At 64.1% G+C, this 20021-nt stretch carries 21 protein-coding genes; 15 read left to right on the plus strand and 6 right to left on the minus strand.

The annotated features are described in order from the left end of the window. Nucleotides 1–9 precede the first annotated feature (9 nt). The 14 genes from C4Q26_RS10030 to C4Q26_RS10095 are packed head-to-tail and all read left to right on the plus strand — an operon-like array spanning nucleotide 10 to nucleotide 13182. The gene (locus tag C4Q26_RS10030) at nucleotides 10–264 is read left to right on the plus strand and encodes an acyl carrier protein (protein ID WP_023378251.1); all 255 of its coding nucleotides are present in this window, start codon (nucleotides 10–12) and stop codon (nucleotides 262–264) included. After that, nucleotides 261–806: a hypothetical protein gene (locus tag C4Q26_RS10035; protein ID WP_104883038.1), complete on the plus strand. Its 546-nt coding sequence runs from the start codon at nucleotides 261–263 to the stop codon at nucleotides 804–806. Before C4Q26_RS10030 ends, C4Q26_RS10035 begins: the two co-directional genes overlap by 4 nt. After that, complete coding sequence (locus tag C4Q26_RS10040) at nucleotides 803–2482, plus strand: AMP-binding protein (RefSeq protein ID WP_027907919.1); 1680 nt, start codon at nucleotides 803–805, stop codon at nucleotides 2480–2482. Before C4Q26_RS10035 ends, C4Q26_RS10040 begins: the two co-directional genes overlap by 4 nt. Next, entirely contained in the window at nucleotides 2475–3209 is a 735-nt protein-coding gene (locus C4Q26_RS10045; RefSeq protein WP_023378248.1) for a glycosyltransferase family 2 protein, read from the plus strand. Before C4Q26_RS10040 ends, C4Q26_RS10045 begins: the two co-directional genes overlap by 8 nt. Then, on the plus strand, nucleotides 3206–4147 hold the full coding sequence (locus C4Q26_RS10050) for a glycosyl transferase (protein ID WP_104883039.1): 942 nt from the start codon (nucleotides 3206–3208) through the stop codon (nucleotides 4145–4147). Before C4Q26_RS10045 ends, C4Q26_RS10050 begins: the two co-directional genes overlap by 4 nt. Further along, nucleotides 4128–5672, plus strand: a complete 1545-nt coding sequence (hutH, locus tag C4Q26_RS10055) for a histidine ammonia-lyase (protein ID WP_104883040.1) — start codon at nucleotides 4128–4130, stop codon at nucleotides 5670–5672. Before C4Q26_RS10050 ends, hutH begins: the two co-directional genes overlap by 20 nt. Beyond that, a complete protein-coding gene (locus C4Q26_RS10060) occupies nucleotides 5665–6090 on the plus strand; it encodes a thioesterase family protein (protein WP_023378245.1) in 426 nt (141 codons plus the stop codon). Before hutH ends, C4Q26_RS10060 begins: the two co-directional genes overlap by 8 nt. Then, the gene (locus C4Q26_RS10065) at nucleotides 6087–6797 is read left to right on the plus strand and encodes an outer membrane lipoprotein carrier protein LolA (protein WP_023378244.1); all 711 of its coding nucleotides are present in this window, start codon (nucleotides 6087–6089) and stop codon (nucleotides 6795–6797) included. The genes C4Q26_RS10060 and C4Q26_RS10065 overlap by 4 nt, the downstream gene beginning before the upstream one ends. Beyond that, nucleotides 6787–9096, plus strand: coding sequence for an MMPL family transporter (locus C4Q26_RS10070; RefSeq protein WP_023378243.1), 2310 nt, complete (start codon nucleotides 6787–6789; stop codon nucleotides 9094–9096). Before C4Q26_RS10065 ends, C4Q26_RS10070 begins: the two co-directional genes overlap by 11 nt. Then, nucleotides 9093–9578, plus strand: a complete 486-nt coding sequence (locus C4Q26_RS10075; protein ID WP_023378242.1) for a hypothetical protein — start codon at nucleotides 9093–9095, stop codon at nucleotides 9576–9578. Before C4Q26_RS10070 ends, C4Q26_RS10075 begins: the two co-directional genes overlap by 4 nt. Continuing rightward, complete coding sequence (locus C4Q26_RS10080) at nucleotides 9575–10768, plus strand: beta-ketoacyl-[acyl-carrier-protein] synthase family protein (protein WP_104883041.1); 1194 nt, start codon at nucleotides 9575–9577, stop codon at nucleotides 10766–10768. Before C4Q26_RS10075 ends, C4Q26_RS10080 begins: the two co-directional genes overlap by 4 nt. Beyond that, a complete protein-coding gene (locus C4Q26_RS10085) occupies nucleotides 10765–11235 on the plus strand; it encodes a hotdog family protein (RefSeq protein WP_023378240.1) in 471 nt (156 codons plus the stop codon). Before C4Q26_RS10080 ends, C4Q26_RS10085 begins: the two co-directional genes overlap by 4 nt. Then, the gene (fabG, locus tag C4Q26_RS10090; protein ID WP_023378239.1) at nucleotides 11228–11956 is read left to right on the plus strand and encodes a 3-oxoacyl-ACP reductase FabG; all 729 of its coding nucleotides are present in this window, start codon (nucleotides 11228–11230) and stop codon (nucleotides 11954–11956) included. The genes C4Q26_RS10085 and fabG overlap by 8 nt, the downstream gene beginning before the upstream one ends. Next, entirely contained in the window at nucleotides 11956–13182 is a 1227-nt protein-coding gene (locus tag C4Q26_RS10095) for a beta-ketoacyl-ACP synthase (RefSeq protein ID WP_023378238.1), read from the plus strand. The genes fabG and C4Q26_RS10095 overlap by 1 nt, the downstream gene beginning before the upstream one ends. Before the next feature lie 68 nt (nucleotides 13183–13250). Here C4Q26_RS10095 and C4Q26_RS10100 read toward each other — a convergent pair whose 3' ends face one another. Then, nucleotides 13251–14144: a LysR family transcriptional regulator gene (locus C4Q26_RS10100; RefSeq protein ID WP_027907915.1), complete on the minus strand. Its 894-nt coding sequence runs from the start codon at nucleotides 14142–14144 to the stop codon at nucleotides 13251–13253. A 195-nt stretch (nucleotides 14145–14339) separates the two neighbouring features. On the opposite strand from C4Q26_RS10100, the gene C4Q26_RS10105 reads away from it, so the two are divergent. Further along, nucleotides 14340–15497: an MFS transporter gene (locus C4Q26_RS10105; protein ID WP_256583404.1), complete on the plus strand. Its 1158-nt coding sequence runs from the start codon at nucleotides 14340–14342 to the stop codon at nucleotides 15495–15497. Nucleotides 15498–15533: 36 nt separating this feature from the next. Here the strand turns inward: C4Q26_RS10105 and C4Q26_RS10110 are convergent, their stop codons facing one another. The 5 genes from C4Q26_RS10110 to C4Q26_RS10130 all read right to left on the minus strand — a co-directional run bounded on the left by C4Q26_RS10110 (nucleotide 15534) and on the right by C4Q26_RS10130 (nucleotide 19979). Continuing rightward, the gene (locus C4Q26_RS10110; RefSeq protein WP_104882279.1) at nucleotides 15534–15881 is read right to left on the minus strand and encodes a YgiW/YdeI family stress tolerance OB fold protein; all 348 of its coding nucleotides are present in this window, start codon (nucleotides 15879–15881) and stop codon (nucleotides 15534–15536) included. An 81-nt stretch (nucleotides 15882–15962) separates the two neighbouring features. Further along, nucleotides 15963–16409 carry a type II secretion system major pseudopilin GspG gene (gspG, locus tag C4Q26_RS10115; protein WP_027907913.1) on the minus strand — a complete coding sequence of 149 codons (447 nt, stop codon included), beginning with the start codon at nucleotides 16407–16409 and terminating at the stop codon, nucleotides 15963–15965. 121 nt (nucleotides 16410–16530) lie between these two features. Then, nucleotides 16531–17043: a cytochrome b/b6 domain-containing protein gene (locus C4Q26_RS10120; RefSeq protein ID WP_023378233.1), complete on the minus strand. Its 513-nt coding sequence runs from the start codon at nucleotides 17041–17043 to the stop codon at nucleotides 16531–16533. A 245-nt stretch (nucleotides 17044–17288) separates the two neighbouring features. Further along, complete coding sequence (hemE, locus tag C4Q26_RS10125; protein ID WP_104883043.1) at nucleotides 17289–18353, minus strand: uroporphyrinogen decarboxylase; 1065 nt, start codon at nucleotides 18351–18353, stop codon at nucleotides 17289–17291. A 207-nt stretch (nucleotides 18354–18560) separates the two neighbouring features. Beyond that, nucleotides 18561–19979, minus strand: a complete 1419-nt coding sequence (locus C4Q26_RS10130; RefSeq protein WP_023378231.1) for an FAD-dependent oxidoreductase — start codon at nucleotides 19977–19979, stop codon at nucleotides 18561–18563. Nucleotides 19980–20021: the final 42 nt, after the last annotated feature.

Below are 20021 nucleotides of genomic sequence, written 5' to 3' on the forward strand. Positions count from 1 at the left end.
GACTGCACCATGCAAACCCGCGAAGATATCTTCAATACCCTGCGCGACGCCCTGGTCGAGCTGTTCGAGCTCGACCCCGCCAGCATCAACCTCGATGCCAACCTGTACCAGGACCTGGAAATCGACAGCATCGATGCCATCGACCTGCTCGACCACATCAAGCGCCAGACCGGAAAGAAAATCGCCGCCGAAGACTTCAAGGCAGTGCGTACCGTCAATGACGTGGTCGAAGCGGTGTACCGCCTGGTCAACACCGCGGCATGAAGCGACTGATCGGCCTCGGCCTGTTGCTGGCCGGCGTGCTGTATCCCTTCGCGGTGCATTTCGGCATGGCCCGTTTCGCCCCCTGGCAGTTCGGCGTGCTGCTTGGCGCCCTGTGGCTGGCCCGTGCGCTGAGTACGCCACGTCGCCCGGGCGCTGTGTGGATGGCCGTGGCGGCGCTGGCGTTCTGCGCCGCCCTGGGTCTGTCCGACAGCCAGCAGCTGCTGCGCTGGTACCCAGTGCTGGTCAATGCCTTCATGCTCGTCCTGTTCGGCACCAGCCTGGTGCACGGCATGCCGCTGGTCGAGCGCCTGGCCCGTCTGCAGGAGCCGCAACTTCCCCCGGCAGCGGTGCACTACACCCGCCAGGTAACGCAGGTATGGTGCCTGTTTTTCGTGATCAACGGCCTGATCGCCGCGAGCCTGACCCTGTGGGCGCCACTGCGCTGGTGGACGCTGTACAACGGCGTGATCGCCTATGCCGCAATGGGGCTGCTGTTCGCGGTCGAATGGTGGGTAAGACAACGTGTGCGAGGACGCTCATGAACTGGATCAACCTCGAACACCTGCTGCGCCCGCTGGATGCGCCGCGCCAGGTGAGCCAGTGCCCGAGCCTGGATCATGCCCAGTTGAGCCAACAGGCACTGCGCCTGGCCGGCGGCCTGCGCCAGCGTGGCGTGAAACAGCTGGCTGTGCACCTGGAAGATGCTGCCGAACTCGCCGCCGCCTTGCTGGGTGCCTGGCGCGCCGATGTCGAGGTGTTGCTGCCTTCGGACCTGCAACCGGCGACCCGCGAGCGCTGGCACAGTCAGGTAGACCTGTGGCTCAGCGACCAGCCCGGTGACCTGGACTTCGCCTCCTTGCTCGGCGAGCCGCTAACGCCTGCCGACCTCGACCTGGACCGATGCCGCATCAGCCTGTGCACTTCTGGCTCCAGCGGCGAACCCAAGCGCATCGACAAGTGCCTTCGTCAGCTGGCCAATGAAGTCCAGGCCCTGGAGCGACTGTGGGGCCACACCCTGGGCGATGCATGGATCGTCGGCAGTGTCGCCACCCAGCACATCTACGGGCTGTTGTTCCGCGTGCTCTGGCCGCTGTGTGCCGGGCGCGGCTTCGAACGGCGCCAATTGCCCTTCCCTGAAGACTTGCAGCGCGCCAGCCTGGCCCATCCTGCCTTCGCCTGGGTGGCCAGCCCGGCCCTGCTCAAGCGCATGGGCGACAATCTCGACTGGGCAGCCCTGGGCCAGGTCCGCCAGGTGTTTTCCTCCGGCGGTGAATTGCCGGCCGACGCCGCCCATCGCCTGCAGCAGCGTCTGGGCCAATGGCCGACGGAAATCCTCGGCAGCTCGGAGACAGGTGGTATTGCCTGGCGTCAGGGTGAAGCATTGTGGCAGCCATTTGCCGATGTACGCCTGAGCCAGGACGCACGAGGCGCCTTGTGCATCGCTTCGCCATACTTGCCCGCAGGCCATGTCGAGCAGAGTGCCGACGCCGTCGCGTTCGCCGATGACGGGCGCTTCCATCTGCTCGGCCGTCTCGACCGCATCGTCAAGCTGGAAGAGAAACGCATTTCCCTGCCCATGCTCGAACAGGCGCTATGCGCCCACGCCTGGGTCGGTGAAGCCCGGCTGGGCATGGTCGAACACGGCCGCGCCTACCTCGCCGCGCTGGTAGTGCTGACCCCCTCTGGCCTGCACGCGCTGCGCAGCAAGGGCCGCAAGGCGTTGGTCGAGCGCCTGCGGGCGCACCTGGCGGGGCATTGCGAGCCCTTGGCCCTGCCACGACGCTGGCGGTTGCTGCGGCAACTGCCGCTCAATGCGCAGGGCAAACTGCCACGGGCCGACGTCCAGGCCTTGTTGCTGGCGCCGCGCAACATGACGCCTGAGGTGTTGGAGCAGCGCCATGAAGGCGATGAACTGCACCTGACCCTGGTCGTCCCCGTGGACCTGGCATGCTTTGCCGGTCACTTCCCAGAAGCCCCGGTGCTGCCCGGCGTGGTGCAGATCGACTGGGCCATCGCCCTGGCCAGCGAACACCTGCTGCCGGGCTACCGCTTCGCCGGCATGGAAGTGCTCAAGTTCCAGCATGTGGTGCGCCCTGGCGATGAACTGGTGCTGAACCTGCGCTGGGATGGTGAGCGCGGCAAACTGTATTTCGCCTACAGCTGCGCCGGGCAGGCCTGCTCCAGTGGCCGCATCCTGATGGAGACTGCCTGTGCATAAGCCTTGCGCGGTGATCCCGGTGTACAACCACGAACTGGCCGTTCCAGCAGTGGTGGCCGACTTGCTTGACGCGGGCCTGCCCTGCGTGTTGGTCGACGACGCCAGTCATGCGCCTTGCGCCCAGGTGCTGCGCCAACTGGCCCTGCATCCTGACGTGCACCTGGTCACGCTCGCGACCAACCAGGGCAAAGGTGGCGCGGTCATGGCCGGGCTGCGTGAAGCTTCACGGCTGGGGTTCAGCCATGCCTTGCAAGTGGACGCCGACGGCCAGCATGACCTGACCGATGTTCGCCGCTTCCTCGAACAGTCGCAGGCTTATCCACAGGCGCTGGTATGCGGTTATCCACAGTACGACGCCAGCGTGCCCAAGGGCCGTCTGTATGCCCGTTACCTCACCCACGTGTGGGTATGGATCAACAGCCTGTCGCTGCAGATACCGGACTCGATGTGCGGCTTTCGCGTGTACCCGCTGCCGCCAACCCTGGCGATGATCGATAGCGTCAAACTCGGCCGGCGCATGGACTTCGACCCCGAGATTCTCGTACGCCTGTCGTGGCGCGACCAGCCGATGCGCTGGCTGCCGACCAGGGTCCATTACCCGCAGGACGGCCTGTCGCACTTTCGCCTGTTCCATGACAATGCGCTGATCTCGAAAATGCACGCCAAGCTGTTCTTCGGCATGCTGCTGCGCGCACCGCTGATTCTCTGGCGCAGGTGGCGTGGATGAGCAGCAATCCTTCGCAACACTGGGCCGATCAGCAGGAGCGTGGCAGTTTCTGGCTGATGAAACTGACCGCCGCCCTGGTGCGGCTGTGTGGCCGGCGTGTGCTCGGCCCCCTGATACGCATCATCGTCGCCTACTTCTTCGTGTTCGGCCGCCGCGCCCGGCGCAGTGCCTGGCAGTACCAGCAGCGACTGCATCGCTGGAATGGCGGGCAAACCCCAGCGCCCAGCCAACGCCAGGTATTTCGCCAGTTCATGGCCTTCGCCGACGCCCTGCTGGACAAGCTCGACGTATGGAATGGCCGGCTGCGGCTGGAAGACATCGACATCGTCGACCCCGCTCATCTGCGTCAGCAACTGCGCGGCGAGCGCGGTCAGATGCTGGTGGGTGCGCACCTGGGTAATCTTGAAGTGTGCCGCGCCTTGGCTGAAATCGGCGAGCAGGTGACCATGAACGTGCTGGTCCACACCCGCCATGCCGAGCGCTTCAACCGCCTGCTGGGCGAGGCCGGCGCGACCAACCTGCGACTGATCCAGGTCAGCGAACTGGACCCGGCAGTGATGCTGCAACTCTCCGAGCGCCTGGAGCGCGGCGAGTGGCTGGCCATTGCCGGCGACCGCGTGCCACTGCACGGCACACGTACGGTCGAGGTGGACTTCCTCGGCCAGCCCGCGCCATTCCCGCAAGGCCCCTGGCTGCTGGCCGGCCTGCTCGATTGCCCGGTCAACCTACTGTTCTGCCTGAAGCGCCAAGGCCGCTACCGCATCACCCTGGAGCCCTTCGCCGAGCGTCTGCAGTGGTGCCGCGGCCAGCGTGACCAGGTGATTGCCCAGTGGGCCTCACGCTATGCCGAACGCCTGGGCCAATACTGCAGCCAGGCGCCATTGCAGTGGTTCAACTTCTACCCCTTCTGGAAGACCGATGACGATGCATCCGCATGAACCTGTCACGTTCGGCGAGTCGCCGCTGGCGATCGAAGACATCCTGGCCCTGGCCGAGTGCCGCGCCTCGGCGCGGCTGCAGGACGATGCCCGGTACCGCGAGCGTATCGCGCGTGGTGCGCGGTTCCTGGACACCTTGCTGGACAAGGAAGGCGTAATCTACGGCGTAACCACCGGCTACGGCGACTCCTGCGTGGTCGCCGTGCCGCTTGAGCATGTGGAGGCCCTGCCACAACACCTTTACACCTTCCATGGGTGTGGCCTGGGCCGCCTGCTGGACGCCCCCGCAACCCGCGCCGTGCTGGCTGCCCGCCTGCGATCGCTGAGCCACGGCGTATCGGGGGTGCGCCTGGAGTTGCTCGAACGTCTGCGTGATTTCCTCGCTCACGACATCCTCCCACTGATTCCCGAAGAAGGCTCGGTGGGCGCCAGCGGAGACTTGACGCCACTGTCCTACGTCGCGGCCACGTTGGCCGGCGAGCGCGAGGTGATGTACCAAGGTCAACGCCGTGGCAGCGCTGACGTGCACCGCGAACTGGGCTGGCAGCCACTGGTGCTGCGGCCCAAGGAAGCCCTGGCGCTGATGAACGGCACCGCGGTGATGACCGGCCTGGCCTGCCTGGCGTTTGCCCGCGCCGACTACCTGCTGAAACTGGCTACGCGCATCACCGCCCTCAACGTCATTGGCCTGCAAGGCAACCCCGAGCATTTCGACGAGCGCCTGTTCGCCGCCAAGCCGCACCCTGGACAGATGCAGGTTGCCGCCTGGCTCCGCCAGGACCTCGCCATCGACGCGCCGTTACCGTCCCTGCATCGTCTGCAGGACCGCTATTCGCTGCGCTGCGCACCCCATGTGCTGGGCGTGCTGGCCGACAGCCTGGGCTGGCTGCGCGGCTTCATCGAGACGGAGCTCAACAGCGCCAACGACAACCCGATCATCGACGGCGACGCCGAGCGGGTGCTGCATGGTGGGCACTTCTATGGCGGTCATATCGCCTTCGCCATGGACAGCCTCAAGACCCTGGTCGCCAACGTCGCCGACCTGCTCGACCGCCAGCTCGCATTGTTGGTGGACGTACGTTACAACCATGGCCTGCCCAGCAACCTGTCCGGCGCCGAAGCCGACCGAGCCATGCTCAACCACGGTTTCAAGGCCGTGCAGATCGGTGCCAGCGCCTGGACTGCCGAAGCACTCAAGCAGACCATGCCAGCCAGCGTGTTCTCGCGCTCCACCGAATGCCACAACCAGGACAAGGTGAGCATGGGCACCATCGCCGCCCGTGACGCCTTGCGGGTGCTGGAGCTGACCGAACAGGTCGCCGCCGCAGCCTTGCTGGCAGCCAACCAGGGCGTGTGGCTGCGTGGCCGCCAGGACAACGCACGGCCGTTGCCGCCAGCCTTGGCTCAGATGCATCAAGCGCTGGTGGCGGAGTTCGCTCCGGTCGTCGAAGACCGTGCCCTGGAAAGCGACTTGCGCCTGTGCCTGCAACGCATCGCCCAGCGCCACTGGAGGTTGCATGCGTAACCCCGGCGTCTTCCATGTCGACAGCGAAATCGTCGTACCCTTCTTCGACGTCGACAGCATGCACATCGTCTGGCACGGTCACTACGTCAAATACCTCGAAGTGGCCCGCTGCGCGCTGCTCGACCGACTCGAGCACAATTACCTGCAAATGCACGCCAGCGGCTACATCTGGCCGGTGATCGACCTGCAGCTGCGCTACATCCGCGGCGCCACCTTCGGCCAGCGCCTGAAGGTGCGTGCCAGCTTGGTGGAATGGGAAAACCGCCTGAAGATCCATTACCTGATCAGCGATGCCGAGACGGGCGAGCGCATGACCCGCGCCAGCACCGTGCAGGTCGCCGTACATGTGGAAAGCGGCGAGATGCAACTGGCCTCGCCGCAGGTGATGCTCGACGCGGTAGCCAAGGTACTCTCATGAATCGACTCGTCACGACACGCCTGAAGCCACTGCGCGGATTCCGTGGGAGTGGCCTTGCGTCGCGACAGAGGCGCGACGCGGCGCCACCTGCTCACGCCACCCCTGTCCACCCGCTGTTGTGCACGCTCACCGTCCTCATCCTGCTGTTCATCAGCCCGCTGACCCTGGCATTCAGCCTGGACGATCTGCAAAAACAGCTCAGCACGCCCGCAGTCGTCAAAGGCCCGTTCATCCAGGAAAAGCACCTGCGCGCCCTGCCCCAGCCACTGCTGAGCAAGGGCCACTTCATCCTGGCCCGCGACCACGGCCTGCTATGGCTGCTGCAAACCCCGCTGCGCCAGGATTACCGCATTCGCGCCGACGGCATCGCCCGCCGCGATCCGAGCGGCTGGCAAACATTGCCCAGCCGCAGCGCTGGAGCCGAACAAAACCGCCTGTTCTTTGCCGTACTGCAGGGCGACAGCAGTGGCCTGCAACGCGACTTCGACCTGAGCCTGTCGGGCGATGCCGCGCACTGGACATTGCACCTGACGCCTCGCTCGCTGCTGCTCAAGCAGGTATTCAGCGCCATCGAAATCAGCGGTGGCTCGTTCGTCGAGCGCATCGAGCTCAGCGAAACCCAAGGCGACAGCACCGTCCTGCGCATGCCTGAAAGCAGCGCCGAGACTGCCCTGAGCGACAGGGAGCGCCGCGATTTTGCCGATTGAACGCCTGCTCCCACGCGCCTTCCTGGGGTTGTTGCTCATTGTGCTCGCGGTCGCTGGCTGGCAGTGGCACCGTGGGGCGCCGATGTCGGCCGACCTGATGACACTGGTGCCCGGCGCCACCCAAGACCCGCTGGTCAAACGCGCCGAACTGCGCATACAAGAGCCGCTCAACCGCGAAATACTGGTGCTGGTTGGCCACACCGAACGCCAGCAGGCACTCGCCCTCGCCGAACATCTGGCCGCGCAGTGGCAAGCCAGCGGTTTATTCAGCAGGGTGCAGTGGAACCTGCAAACCGACCTCGCCGCCGTGCGCGAACAGCTGCTGCAAGGGCGGCTGGCCATGCTTGCGCCCCAGGACCGCCAGCAACTGCGCCTCCAGCCAGACGTTTTCATCGAGCAGCGCGTGCAAAGCCTGTTCGACCCCTTCACCGGTTTCAGCCTGGTACCCAGCCAGGACGACTGGCTAGGCCTGACCGGGCGCATCCAGGCCAGCCAACCGAAACCGCCGAACGTAGAATTGGATACCGCCAGCGGCGCGCTGGTGGCCAGCGCCGAGGGCCTGCACTGGGTGCTGCTGCGCGCACGCACCGAGGGCAATGCGTTCGACTTGAACCTGCCGCTGCAAGTGGCCGACCTGGTGGACAAGAGTCGCCAACAAGCGGAGCAATCCGGCGCCCAACTGGTCGCCGCCAGTGGCTTGCTGTATGCCGCCGCCGGGCAACAGCAAGCCAGCCGCGAAATCACCTGGGTCGGTGGCGGCGCAACCCTTGCCATTCTGCTGTTGCTGCTGCTGGCGTTTCGCCGCTGGCGCGGGCTGTTGGCCTTCGTTCCCGTGCTGGTGGGAGTGCTCTTCGGGACGGTGGTGTGCGTAGCGCTGTTCGACCAGATCCATGTCATGACGCTGGTCCTGGGCTCGAGCCTGATTGGTGTAGCCGTGGACTACCCTTTGCACTATCTGTCCAAGAGCTGGAGCCTCAAGCCCTGGCGTAGCTGGCCCGCCTTGCGCCTGACACTTCCAGGCCTGAGCCTGAGCCTGGCGACCAGTTGCATCGGCTACCTTGCCCTGGCGTTCACGCCCTTCCCGGCGCTGACCCAGATTGCCGCGTTTTCCGCCGCGGGCCTGCTCGGAGCCTACCTCTGCGCGGTATGCCTGCTGCCGGCCCTGCTGAACGGTGTGGCACTACGCCCGGCGCACTGGCCGCTACAGGTCGCCGAAACGCTCATGCGCTGGCGTGAACGCCTGCTGCGCAAAATGCCCAGTGCCGTGCTGCTGGTCCTGGTGATGCTGTTCTGCGCTGCCGGCCTGTGGCGCCTCGACAGCCGCAATGACATCCGCCAGTGGGTCAGCAGCCCACCCCAGTTGCTGGCGCAAGCCCAGGCAGTGGCGCGGATCACCGGCTACCAACCCACCAGCCAGTTCTACCTGGTACGTGGCCACGACCCGCAGCAGTTGCTCGACCGCCTGGGGACGCTGTCCGCCAAGCTCGACGAGCTGGTCGAACTGGGTAAGCTCAAGGGCTACATGAGCCTGGACCAGATCGTCGCAAGCCCGGCAGAACAACAGCAGACCCGACAGGCACTGGCCGTCCTGCGCGAGCATTGGCAACCGCTGCAGGCGCTAGGTGTGCCGCAGGCGGCGCTGGAGAACGAGCTGAACCACCTGCTGCAACTACCCACACTGACCGTCGAACAGGTACTGGCGGGACCGCTGGGTGAAGCCTGGCGGCCATTGTGGCTGGGGCGGACCGACTCGGGGGTGGCCGCCATCGTCAGCTTGCAGGGCCTGAACGATACTGCGCTGCTGCGTGTGCAGACCGACGATCTGGAGGGGGTGCAACTGGTGGACCGTCTCGGCGAACTGAACCAGCTATTCGCCGCCACCCAGCTCAGCGCCGCCGAGCTCAAGCTGTTGTCGTGCGTGCTGATCCTGCTGTTGCTGGTGCTGCCATTCGGCCTGCGGGGTGCCCTGCGCATCGTCGCCCTGCCGTTGCTGGCAGCCCTGTGCAGCCTGGCCTGCCTGGGCTGGCTGGGACAACCGCTGACCTTGTTCAGCCTGTTCGGCCTGTTGCTGGTCACCGCCATCAGCGTCGATTACGCGATCCTCATGCACGAGCAGATCGGCGGGGCCGCTGTGAGTCTGCTGGGCACGCTGCTGGCCGCACTCACCACCTGGCTGTCGTTCGGTCTGCTGGCGCTTTCCAGCACACCGGCGGTGAGCAATTTCGGCCTGGCGGTAAGCCTGGGCCTGGTGTTCAGTTTCATACTGGCCCCATGGGCCAAACCCCTGGAGCACGCATGAAACAGCTGCTGCTGATTGCCTTTTGTGCGCTGCTGGGCGCTTGCAGCGCACGCCCACCATTGCCGGCACACCTGCCTACGCTCGACCTGCCGCAGCAGTTGCACGTCCGGCGCGAACAGGCCGGGCAGCAACAAGACTGGCTACTGGTGATTCAACGTGAAGACGGCCACCTGCGCTGGTCGCTGCTCGACCTGCTCGGCATTCCCCAGGCCCGTCAGTTGCTCGAAGGCCAGCGCTGGCAGGCGGATGGCCTTTTACCGCCCAATCCAGCGGCGCGCGAGCTGTTCGCCGCCGTGCTGTTCGCCCTGACTCCGGGCGAGCAATTGCAGGCGCTCTACCCCGGCGCTCGCCAACAGCGCGGGCAACGCTGGCTGGAAGACCGCTGGCACATCGCTTATCGAGACGCCGATGGATTCGACTTGAACCTCGGTGAGGGCCTGCGTTATGTAATTGCCCCTTTGCCCAGCGAGAACCTGCCATGACTGCCTACCTCAACGCCCTGGGCGTGGTCTGCGCGCTGGGCCACGGCCAGGCCGAAGTCGCCGCCCGCCTGTTCGCAGGCGACTGCTCGGGCGTGCAGCCCGAGGACGGCTGGATACCCGACCGCCGACCTCCCGTCGGTGCCGTGCCCGGCCAACTGCCCGTACTGCCCTTGCCGGACCAGCACAGCCGCAACAATCAACTGCTGTACAGCGCCGCCCTGCAGATCGAGCCTGCCATCCGCCAGGCCATCGCACGCCATGGTGCACACCGGGTGGCGGTCATACTGGGCACCAGCACCTCGGGGATCGCCGAAGCCACCGAAGGCATTGCCCATTACCTTCGGCAACAGCACTTTCCGGACGACTACCGCTACGCCCAGCAGGCCCTGAGTGCACCGGCCAACTTCCTGGCGGACTGGTTGCAACTGAGCGGCCCGGCCTACGTGATCTCCACCGCTTGCACCTCCAGCGGCCGCGCCCTGGCAAGCGCTCACCGACTGCTGCGACAGGGTATCTGCGATGCGGTGCTGTGCGGCGGTGTCGACAGCCTGTGCGGTCTTACTCTCAATGGCTTCAGCGCGCTGGAAGCGATCAGCGAGCAGCGCTGCAACCCGTTCTCGATCAACCGCAACGGCATCAATATCGGTGAGGCCGCTGCGCTGTTCCTGATGACCCGTGAAGTCAACAACGAAGGCCCCTCCATCGCCTTGCTCGGGGCCGGCGCCAGTTCCGACGCTCACCACATATCAGCGCCAGACCCGACTGGCGCCGGCGCCTTGCAGTGCATGGCCAAAGCCTTGGACAATGCAGGCCTGGCCCCAACGCAGATCGACTACCTCAACCTGCATGGCACCGCCACGGTGCATAATGACGCCATGGAAAGCCTGGCCGTCAGCGCACTGTTCGGCGCCGACCTGCCGTGTTCGTCGAGCAAGCCCATGACCGGTCACACCCTGGGTGCTGCTGGCGCGCTCGAAGCCGCGTTCTGCTGGCTGACGCTGAGCGAGCACAACCCTGAGGGGCTGCTGCCGCCCCACGTGTGGGATGGCCAGCGCGACCCTGAACTGGCAGCGCTGAACCTCGTCGACGGCCAACAACGGCTGCCAGCGCAGCACCCACGCCGGTTGATGAGCAATTCGTTCGCCTTCGGCGGCAACAATGTCAGTCTGATTCTCGGAGACACCGCATGATCCCCTGGCCACTGGCCGAGCTGTTGCCACACGCTGGCGACATGATTCTGATCGACCAGGTCGACAGCTGCGACGACGAGCAGATTCATGCTCGCGCCACCGTGCGCCACGGCGGCCTGTTCAATCGCGCCGACGGCAGCCTGCCGGCATGGTTCGGGATCGAACTGATGGCCCAGACAGTGGCCGCCTTCGCCGGTTGCCGGGCGCGTCGACAAGGCCAACCGGTGGAGTTGGGTTTCCTGCTCGGCACCCGCAAGTACAGCTGCGATGTAGAACACTTCCCGGCGGGCACCGAACTGCACCTTCACGCCCTGCGTTCACTGGAAGATGACAGCGGCATGGGTGTGTTCGAGTGCCACCTGCGTGGCCCCGGCATCCATGCCACCGCGCGCCTGAATGTCTATCGCCCGCCGCAAACCGCCCATTATCTGGCCGAGGCAGACCCAGAGGAGTCCCCCCATGACTGATACCATCCTGGTCACAGGCTCCAGCCGCGGCATCGGCCGAGCCATCGCCCTGCGCCTGGCCCGTGCAGGCTTCGACCTGGTGCTGCATTGCCGCAGTGGCCGTGCCGAAGCCGACGCGGTTGCCGCCGAGGTCCGGGCTCTGGGCCAGCAGGCACGGGTGCTGCAATTCGACGTGGCTGACCGCACAGCGTGCAAGACCATCCTGGAAGAGGATGTCGAAACCCACGGTGCCTACTATGGCGTGGTGTGCAACGCAGGGCTGACCCGCGACGGCGCGTTCCCGGCACTGACCGACGAGGATTGGGACCAGGTCATGCGCACCAATCTGGACGGCTTCTACAACGTCTTGCATCCCCTGACGATGCCCATGATCCGCCGCCGCGCGCCGGGCCGCATCGTCTGCATCACCTCGGTGTCGGGGTTGATCGGCAACCGTGGCCAGGTCAACTACAGTGCCTCCAAAGCCGGCCTGATCGGCGCCGCCAAGGCGCTGGCCATCGAGCTGGGCAAACGACGCATCACTGTCAACTGCGTGGCCCCTGGCCTGATCGACACAGCCATGCTCGACGAGCATGTGCCCGTGGACGAGTTGCTCAAGATGATCCCGGCCGGGCGCATGGGCACGGCCGAAGAAGTTGCCGGGGCGGTGAACTTCCTGATGTCGCCTGAAGCCGCGTACATCACCCGCCAGGTCCTGGCGGTCAATGGAGGGTTGTGCTGATGCGCCGTGTCGTGGTCACCGGCATGGCCGGCATCACCTCCTTGGGCAATGACTGGGCCACCATCGCCGGGCATTTCGCCAGCCAGCGCAGCGGGATCCGCCGCATGGACGAGTGGGACCGTTATGCAGAGCTCAATACCCGCCTGGCCGGCCCGGTCGATGACTTCAAGGTCCCCAGCCACTGGACCCGCAAGCAGCTGCGCAGCATGGGCCGTGTCTCGCGCCTGGCGGTCGCTGGCGCCGAGCGCGCCCTGGCCGACGCCGGGCTGCTCGACGACCCGAGCATCCGCGATGGACGCATGGGGGTAGCCTGCGGCTCATCCACCGGCAGCACCGACGAGATCAAGACCTTCGGCAACATGCTGATGAACGCAGTGGCCGACGGCCTGAACGCCAACTCCTACGTGCGCATGATGCCCCACACCACTGCCGCCAATATCAGCATCTTCTTCGGCCTCACCGGACGCCTGATCCCCACTTCCAGCGCCTGCACCAGCGGCAGCCAGGGCATCGGCTACGCCTACGAGGCGATCAAGTACGGTCGTCTGCCGATGATGCTCGCCGGGGGTGCCGAGGAGCTGTGCCCCACCGAAGCCATGGTGTTCGATGCGCTGTACGCCACCAGCCTCAAGAACGATACGCCGCACCTGACCCCAAGGCCCTACGACCTCGACCGCGACGGCCTGGTGATTGGCGAAGGCGCAGGGATGCTGGTGCTCGAAGAGCTGGAGCACGCCTTGGCGCGGGGGGCGAAGATCTATGCCGAGGTGGTGGGCTTTGGCAGCAATGCCGATGGCCAGCACATCACCCGACCGGAGCAGGCCACCATGCGCCGAGCCATGGAACTGGCGCTGGAAGACGCAGCCCTGGCACCCGACGCCATCGGCTACGTCAACGGCCACGGCACCGCCACCGAACAGGGTGACATCGCCGAAACCCTGGCCACCAGCAGCCTGTTCGGCCCACGCATGCCCATCAGCTCGCAGAAGAGTTTCCTAGGCCACACCTTGGGCGCCTGCGGTGCACTGGAGTCGTGGTTCAGCATCGAGATGATGAACAGCGACCGCTACGTGCATACCCTCAACCTCGATCGCATCGACCCGCGCTGTGGCGAGCTGGACTACCTGACCGGCGGTTTTCGCACCATGAGCCACGAGTACGTGATGAACAACAACTTTGCCTTTGGTGGGGTCAACACTTCGCTGATCTTCCGTCGCTGGGGCTGACCAAGCGCCGGCGATCCGGCCCCTGCAGTGGGCGCCGGGTTGCCGGGGCTGCGCCCTTACCCAGCCCTTCATCCCATCAACAACCCCGTCAGCAGCTCGGCAAATGCCTTGGCCATGACCGATCCACCACCCTCACGCTGCACCAGCCACACCGCGCTCGTCGCCCCCTCGTCCAGCAAGGTGCGATACACAACGCCCTCGATCTGCATGCGCTGGAACGAAGCAGGCAACACCGACACCCCCAGGCCCGCTGAAACCAGCCCAATGATGGTCATCGCTTCACCTGCCTCCTGGGCGAAGTGCGGACTGAACCCGGCATCGCGCGCCAGGTTCAGCAGTTGCGCATACAGGCCACTGCCATAGCTACGCGGGAAGAACACGAACGGTTCATGGGCCAGCGCCGCGATGTGCACTCCCCGCTCGGTGCCAACGGCCAAGGGGTGCGATGCGTTGATCACCGCCACCAGCGGCTCTCGAAACAGCTCGGTGGCTACCAGCCCGTCCGGTAAGGGCATCGGACGCATCAGGCCGACCTCGATCGACTCATCGAACACCCCTTCGGCAACATCGCGGCTGCTCATTTCCTTCAGGTTCAGATGCACCGCGGGAAAGCGCTGGCGAAACGCATGGATGGCCTTGGGGATCTTCGACGTGAACGGTGCCGACGAGGTGAAGCCGATCTTCATTTCACCCAGCTCACCCAACTGAGCCCGACGCGCCACATCGGCCGCCTTCTCGACCTGGGCCAGCACTTGACGCGCTTCCTCGAGAAACAGGCGTCCTGCTTCGCTCAGTTCGACGCGGCGGTTGGTGCGCTCGAACAGACGCGCCCCCAACTCGAGTTCCAATGCCTGGATCTGCTGGCTCAGAGGGGGCTGAGAGATTCCCAGTTGTTGAGCGGCACGGCCAAAGTGCAGTTCTTCGGCCACGGCAATGAAGTACCGCAGATGGCGCAGTTCCATGAAGGGCTCCAATCAAGTCGCAGAACATCTCAAATAGGTCGAACAATATATTGGATGTAATCATTAGCGAGCTATATGCTTTTTTCATCGCGCTTGAGGTACCTGTCCGTGAAAACAGCTGTAGCTTCCCAGCCTACCGAACCTGACCCGACGACCTTCAACGACACCTGGATCGAAAAAGGCACCCCCGCCTTCATGAAGACCGTGCTGGCCCTGTTCAGCGGTGGCTTCGCCACCTTCGCCCTGTTGTACTGCGTGCAGCCAATGATGCCGCTGCTCTCCAAGGAGTTTGCCATCAACGCCGCGCAGAGCAGCCTGGTGTTGTCGGTTTCGACTGCCATGCTGGCCTTCGGACTGTTGATCACCGGGCCGATTTCCGATCGCATCGGGCGCAAGCCGGTGATGGTGTTCGCGCTGCTGTGCGCGGCACTGTCGACCTTGGCCAGCGCAGTCATGCCGACCTGGGAAGGGGTACTGGCAACCCGTGCACTGGTCGGTCTGTCGCTGAGCGGCCTGGCAGCGGTGGCAATGACTTACTTGAGCGAAGAGATCCATCCCCAGCACATCGGCCTGGCCATGGGCCTGTACATCGGCGGCAATGCCATTGGCGGCATGAGTGGGCGGCTGATCACCGGCGTCCTGATCGACTTCGTCAGCTGGCACACGGCGATGCTGACCATTGGCGGCCTGGCCCTGGTGGCAGCGGTGGTGTTCTGGAAAGTGCTGCCCGAATCGCGCAACTTCCGCCCGCAGGCCATGAACCCGCGCAACCTGCTGGATGGCTTCGTCATGCACTTCAAAGACGCAGGCCTGCCCTGGCTGTTTCTCGAAGCCTTCCTGCTGATGGGCGCTTTCGTCACCCTGTTCAACTACATTGGCTACCGCCTGCTGGCCGAGCCCTACCACATGAACCAGGCGCTGGTCGGCCTGCTGTCGGTGGTGTACCTGTCGGGTATCTACAGTTCCGCGCAGGTAGGCGCGCTGGCCGACAAGCTGGGCCGGCGCAAGGTGTTCTGGGCCAGTATCCTGGTGATGGCCAGCGGTTTGTTGATGACCTTGTTCAGCCCGTTGGCGATGGTCATCCTCGGCATGCTGGTGTTCACGTTCGGCTTCTTCGGTGCGCACTCGGTGGCCAGCAGCTGGATCGGCCGTCGGGCACTGAAGGCGAAAGGGCAGGCATCATCGCTGTACCTGTTCTGCTATTACGCGGGGTCGAGCGTGGCCGGGACGGCAGGTGGTGTGTTCTGGCACCATGCGGGCTGGTACGGAATCGGGCTGTTCATCGGCAGCCTCTTGGCGGTGGCACTCCTGGTGGCGCTGCACCTGAGCACATTGCCGACCAAGACAGCGTGAAGCCAGGGCCGGGCAACGGCCCCAGCAGGCACCGAGTCAGTTGATGATCTCGACGATGTCCACGTCCACCTCACGGCTCATCAGGTGCTTTTCCACTTCGCCGGTCAGTTTTACCTTGGTCTTCTCGTTGAACGGCGTTGCTGGCAGGTCCTCATCGTCGATTTCAACGGTGATGGTGCCGGTGTTGTCCTTGAATTCGTACTTGTCGTCGTTGTTGATCTTCTTGGTCACGAACCCTTGCAGTACGACCGGGGTGTCGTCTGCGGCTTCGTTGGCCGCTGCCACGGTGATCACGGGTTGGGCACCGGGGCCGGTGTAGCCTGCAGCCAGGGCAGCGGTGCTGAACACAGGCACAAGCAGGAAGGCCAGGTAACGGAATTTCATAGGGTAAGTCCTTGTTTGGGTTTCGATGGCCTCAGAGTAGCGAGCACTGCTGAAGCGAAACTTAATCGCTCGGCGGTGGGCTCACTCGGCCCAGTTGCCAACGTCGGCGTTTTCCCCTTCCCCACCCGCTTCACCGTCGGCGCCCCAGGAGAACAGGTCATAGTCCAGGTTCGAGCGCGTGCCCGGAATTTCGTACTGGTAGGCAGAGCCCCAGGGGTCGGCTGGCAATGACGCCAAATAGCCTTGGGCATCCCAGAATCTTGGCAGGGGTGGCCGGGTAGGCAATTTGACCAGCGCCTCAAGCCCCTGCGCCGTGGTGGGATAGGTGCCATTGTCCAGTCGATACACCTCCAGCGCCGAGGCGATCGACTTCAGGTCTTCCCGCACCGTGAACACACTCGGCTGAGCGGGGAGAACCAGGAGGCTGAGCATCACCAGCACTCCCAGCATGCCAAGCGTCGCCATCACCATCATGATTTCGACCAGCGTCAAACCTCGCCGGAGCGGACGAGTAAAACGTATGAGCATGTAAACAAACCTGTTGATGGAGTTTGGGGAGGACCATTAGGCAGCGAACACGCCCCTCCCCACCGACATCGCAAGATGCAGCGTCACCGGCCAGACCAGGACTCAGGAGGGCATCAGCCACTCAGGGCAGCATTCGTCGCAGCACGTTACGTCCCTGATAGCCCTGCACGACGACCGCGCCGACATGCACCAGCAACAAGACCGTCAGGAGTGCGCGGGAGACACGATGCAGTTCAAACCAGATATCCAGCCACAGCGGATCGTCCAGCAACGCAGGAACGATGAACCAGCCGAGCACATCGACCTCGCGCCTGATCATCAATACGCCGGACAACAAAACGGCAGCGGTACTCAAGTAGAGCGCCTCGTGCACCGTGCAAACCATCAATTTCAGTGGTTGACCGGCGGGGCCGACTTCGCGCTGGGTGCAGAGCCGGTACAACAGGCAACGCAGCAGGAACAGGGGAATATAGAGCACGCAGATCGCCGCATTGAAACCACTGATGCGTTCGTAGGTCGAGCGCTCTACATCCATCAGTGCGACGCAAAGGTCACTGAGCAGTACCCACAGAATCAATACAGCGGAAAGCCAGTGGAGCAGAATCCGTTGCCAGCAATACTTTCGTTCATGCATGACACGGTCTTTGAGGCGGCCAGGCCAGCAGCTCTCTGACGTGAACACAGGGAGGACCGAAGGTGGATACTTGCCTGATGGATGTGTTTTGCATGAAGGCTCCAGGCGCACGTGAGGGGTTCGGGCGAAGCCTCAAGACTAGAGAACCGCTCCAGACCGCCCTATAGGAAAAGTCTGGCGACTGGCTGCAAAACCTAACCAGGCGCTGTCAGGCCATTGCGACCTGACAGCCACTGGAAGAACGCTTAGTTGTGGTACTGCGCCGACAACTCGTGGACGGCGTTGATGAACACGCCAGCATGCTCAGGGTCGACTTCCGGGGTAATGCCGTGACCGAGGTTGAATACATGGCCGCTCCCCTTGCCGTAGCTGGCCAGGATGCGCGCCACTTCCTTGCGGATGGCCTCTGGCTTGGCATACAGCACGGTCGGGTCCATGTTGCCCTGCAGGGCCACCTTGTCACCCACCCGGCGACGGGCATCGCCGATCTCGCAGGTCCAGTCCAGGCCCAGTGCATCGGCACCCGCCTCGGCAATGCTTTCCAGCCACAAGCCGCCATTCTTGGTGAACAGGATCACCGGAACCTTGCGGCCTTCGTGCTCGCGAACAAGACCGCTGACGATCTTGCGCATGTAGGCCAGGGAGAACTCCTGGTAGGCCGCCGCCGACAGGTTACCGCCCCAGGTATCGAAGATCTGCACCGCTTGAGCACCGGCAAGGATCTGGCCATTGAGGTAACTGGTCACCGACTGGGCCAGCTTGTCCAGCAGCAGGTGCAGGGCTTCGGGGTTGTCGTAGGCCATGGCCTTGGTTTTGCGGAAGTCCTTGGATGAGCCGCCTTCGACCATGTAGGTGGCGAGAGTCCATGGGCTTCCCGAGAAGCCGATCAGCGGCACGCGGCCATTGAGCTCGCGGCGAATGGTGCTGACGGCGTCCATCACATAGCCCAGGTCCTTCTGCGGATCGGGGATCGGCAGCGCCTCGATGTCGGCCAGGGTGCTGATGACTTTCTTGAAGCGAGGGCCTTCGCCTGTCTCGAAGTACAGGCCCTGGCCCATGGCATCGGGGATGGTGAGGATGTCCGAGAAGAGGATCGCCGCGTCCAGAGGGTAGCGGTCCAGCGGCTGCAGGGTGACTTCGCAGGCGAACTGCGGGTTCATGCACAGGCTCATGAAATCACCGGCCTTGGCGCGGCTGGCGCGGTACTCCGGCAAGTAGCGGCCGGCCTGGCGCATCATCCACACCGGGGTGACGTCTAAGGGTTGCTTGAGCAGAGCACGCAGGAAACGATCGTTCTTCAGGGCAGTCATGTCGGCATCCGGAAAAAAAGTGCGGGCATTTTCTCAGACGCACAAAGAAAAGGCACGGCTGTTTGCCGTGCCTTTTGTCTATCGGTATGTCCTGGATCAATAGATTTTGTATACAAAACTATTGATAGGCTGTTGCTAACGCCCCTGTCGCCGGCAAGTCGCCGCCTACGAAGACTGCAAAGTCCTTGCACCAGCGACAGGCCAGGATCACACCTCCAGGTAGTCCAGGATGCCTTCGGCAGCGGTACGGCCTTCGAAAATGGCGGTCACCACCAGGTCGGACCCGCGCACCATGTCACCACCGGCGAACACTTTCGGGTTGCTGGTCTGGTGCTTGAACTTGCCTTTTTCAGGCGCCACTACGCGGCCTTGGCTGTCGGTCTGGATATCGAACTGTTCGAACCACGGCGCCGGGCTCGGGCGGAAACCGAAGGCGATCACCACGGCGTCGGCCGGCAGGATCTCTTCGGAGCCCGGAATCGGTTCGGGGCTGCGGCGGCCACGGGCATCTGGCTCGCCGAGACGGGTCTCGACCACCTTCACGCCTTCGACCTTGTCTTCACCAACGATGGCGATGGGCTGGCGGTTGTAGAGGAACTTCACGCCCTCTTCCTTGGCATTCTTCACCTCACGGCGCGAACCCGGCATGTTGGCCTCGTCACGACGGTAGGCGCAGGTCACCGACTTGGCGCCCTGGCGGATCGAGGTGCGGTTGCAGTCCATCGCGGTGTCACCACCACCGAGCACCACCACCTTCTTGCCTTGCATGTCGACGAAGTCTTCCGGCGACTTTTCGAAGCCCAGGTTGCGGTTGACGTTGGCGATCAAGAAGTCCAGCGCGTCATGCACGCCCGGCAGGTCCTCGCCTGGGAAGCCGCCCTTCATGTAGGTGTAGGTACCCATGCCCATGAACACCGCGTCGTACTCGGCGAGCAGTTGTTCCATGGTGATGTCCTTGCCTACCTCGGTGTTCAGGCGGAACTCGATGCCCATACCGGTGAAGACTTCGCGGCGATTGCTCAACACGGTCTTTTCCAGCTTGAACTCAGGGATGCCAAAGGTCAGCAGGCCACCGATTTCCGGGTTCTTGTCGAACACCACCGGCGTCACACCGGCGCGTACCAGCACATCGGCACAACCCAGGCCTGCCGGGCCTGCGCCGATGATCGCCACACGCTTGCCAGTCGGCTTGACCTTGGACATGTCCGGGCGCCAACCCATGGCGAAAGCGGTGTCGGTGATGTACTTCTCCACCGAGCCGATGGTCACTGCACCGAAACCGTCGTTCAGGGTACAGGCACCCTCGCACAGACGGTCCTGCGGGCAGACACGACCGCACACTTCCGGCAAGGTGTTGGTCTGGTGCGACAACTCCGCCGCGGCCAGGATGTTGCCTTCGGACACCAGCTTCAACCAGTTGGGGATGAAGTTGTGAACCGGGCACTTCCATTCGCAGTAAGGGTTACCGCAGCCCAGGCAACGGTGCGCCTGCTCCACGGATTGCTGCGGCTTGAAGGGCTCGTAGATTTCCACGAACTCCTTCTTGCGCTGGCGCAGCAGCTTTTTCTTCGGGTCCTTGCGGCCCACTTCGATGAACTGGAAGTCGTTGTTCAGACGTTCAGCCATTTTTCAAAACCTCTTTACCGCAGTTGCAAGCCTCAGGCCGCA

The organism is Pseudomonas sp. SWI44 (assembly GCF_002947915.1).
GTDB classification, from domain to species: domain Bacteria; phylum Pseudomonadota; class Gammaproteobacteria; order Pseudomonadales; family Pseudomonadaceae; genus Aquipseudomonas; species Aquipseudomonas taiwanensis.

Bases quoted from the DNA above. Each gene is read 5' to 3' on its own strand.
- hutH (WP_104883040.1), top strand. From the start codon at position 4,128: ATGACGATGCATCCGCATGAACCTGTCACGTTCGGCGAGTCGCCGCTG.
- C4Q26_RS10030 (WP_023378251.1), top strand. From the start codon at position 10: ATGCAAACCCGCGAAGATATCTTCAATACCCTGCGCGACGCCCTGGTC.
- C4Q26_RS10130 (WP_023378231.1), bottom strand. From the start codon at position 19,979: ATGGCTGAACGTCTGAACAACGACTTCCAGTTCATCGAAGTGGGCCGC.
- C4Q26_RS10080 (WP_104883041.1), top strand. From the start codon at position 9,575: ATGACTGCCTACCTCAACGCCCTGGGCGTGGTCTGCGCGCTGGGCCAC.
- C4Q26_RS10065 (WP_023378244.1), top strand. From the start codon at position 6,087: ATGAATCGACTCGTCACGACACGCCTGAAGCCACTGCGCGGATTCCGT.
- C4Q26_RS10120 (WP_023378233.1), bottom strand. From the start codon at position 17,043: ATGCATGAACGAAAGTATTGCTGGCAACGGATTCTGCTCCACTGGCTT.
- gspG (WP_027907913.1), bottom strand. From the start codon at position 16,409: ATGCTCATACGTTTTACTCGTCCGCTCCGGCGAGGTTTGACGCTGGTC.
- C4Q26_RS10100 (WP_027907915.1), bottom strand. From the start codon at position 14,144: ATGGAACTGCGCCATCTGCGGTACTTCATTGCCGTGGCCGAAGAACTG.
- C4Q26_RS10105 (WP_256583404.1), top strand. From the start codon at position 14,340: ATGAAGACCGTGCTGGCCCTGTTCAGCGGTGGCTTCGCCACCTTCGCC.
- C4Q26_RS10060 (WP_023378245.1), top strand. From the start codon at position 5,665: ATGCGTAACCCCGGCGTCTTCCATGTCGACAGCGAAATCGTCGTACCC.
- C4Q26_RS10040 (WP_027907919.1), top strand. From the start codon at position 803: ATGAACTGGATCAACCTCGAACACCTGCTGCGCCCGCTGGATGCGCCG.
- C4Q26_RS10085 (WP_023378240.1), top strand. From the start codon at position 10,765: ATGATCCCCTGGCCACTGGCCGAGCTGTTGCCACACGCTGGCGACATG.
- C4Q26_RS10095 (WP_023378238.1), top strand. From the start codon at position 11,956: ATGCGCCGTGTCGTGGTCACCGGCATGGCCGGCATCACCTCCTTGGGC.
- C4Q26_RS10075 (WP_023378242.1), top strand. From the start codon at position 9,093: ATGAAACAGCTGCTGCTGATTGCCTTTTGTGCGCTGCTGGGCGCTTGC.
- C4Q26_RS10110 (WP_104882279.1), bottom strand. From the start codon at position 15,881: ATGAAATTCCGTTACCTGGCCTTCCTGCTTGTGCCTGTGTTCAGCACC.
- C4Q26_RS10050 (WP_104883039.1), top strand. From the start codon at position 3,206: ATGAGCAGCAATCCTTCGCAACACTGGGCCGATCAGCAGGAGCGTGGC.
- fabG (WP_023378239.1), top strand. From the start codon at position 11,228: ATGACTGATACCATCCTGGTCACAGGCTCCAGCCGCGGCATCGGCCGA.
- C4Q26_RS10035 (WP_104883038.1), top strand. From the start codon at position 261: ATGAAGCGACTGATCGGCCTCGGCCTGTTGCTGGCCGGCGTGCTGTAT.
- hemE (WP_104883043.1), bottom strand. From the start codon at position 18,353: ATGACTGCCCTGAAGAACGATCGTTTCCTGCGTGCTCTGCTCAAGCAA.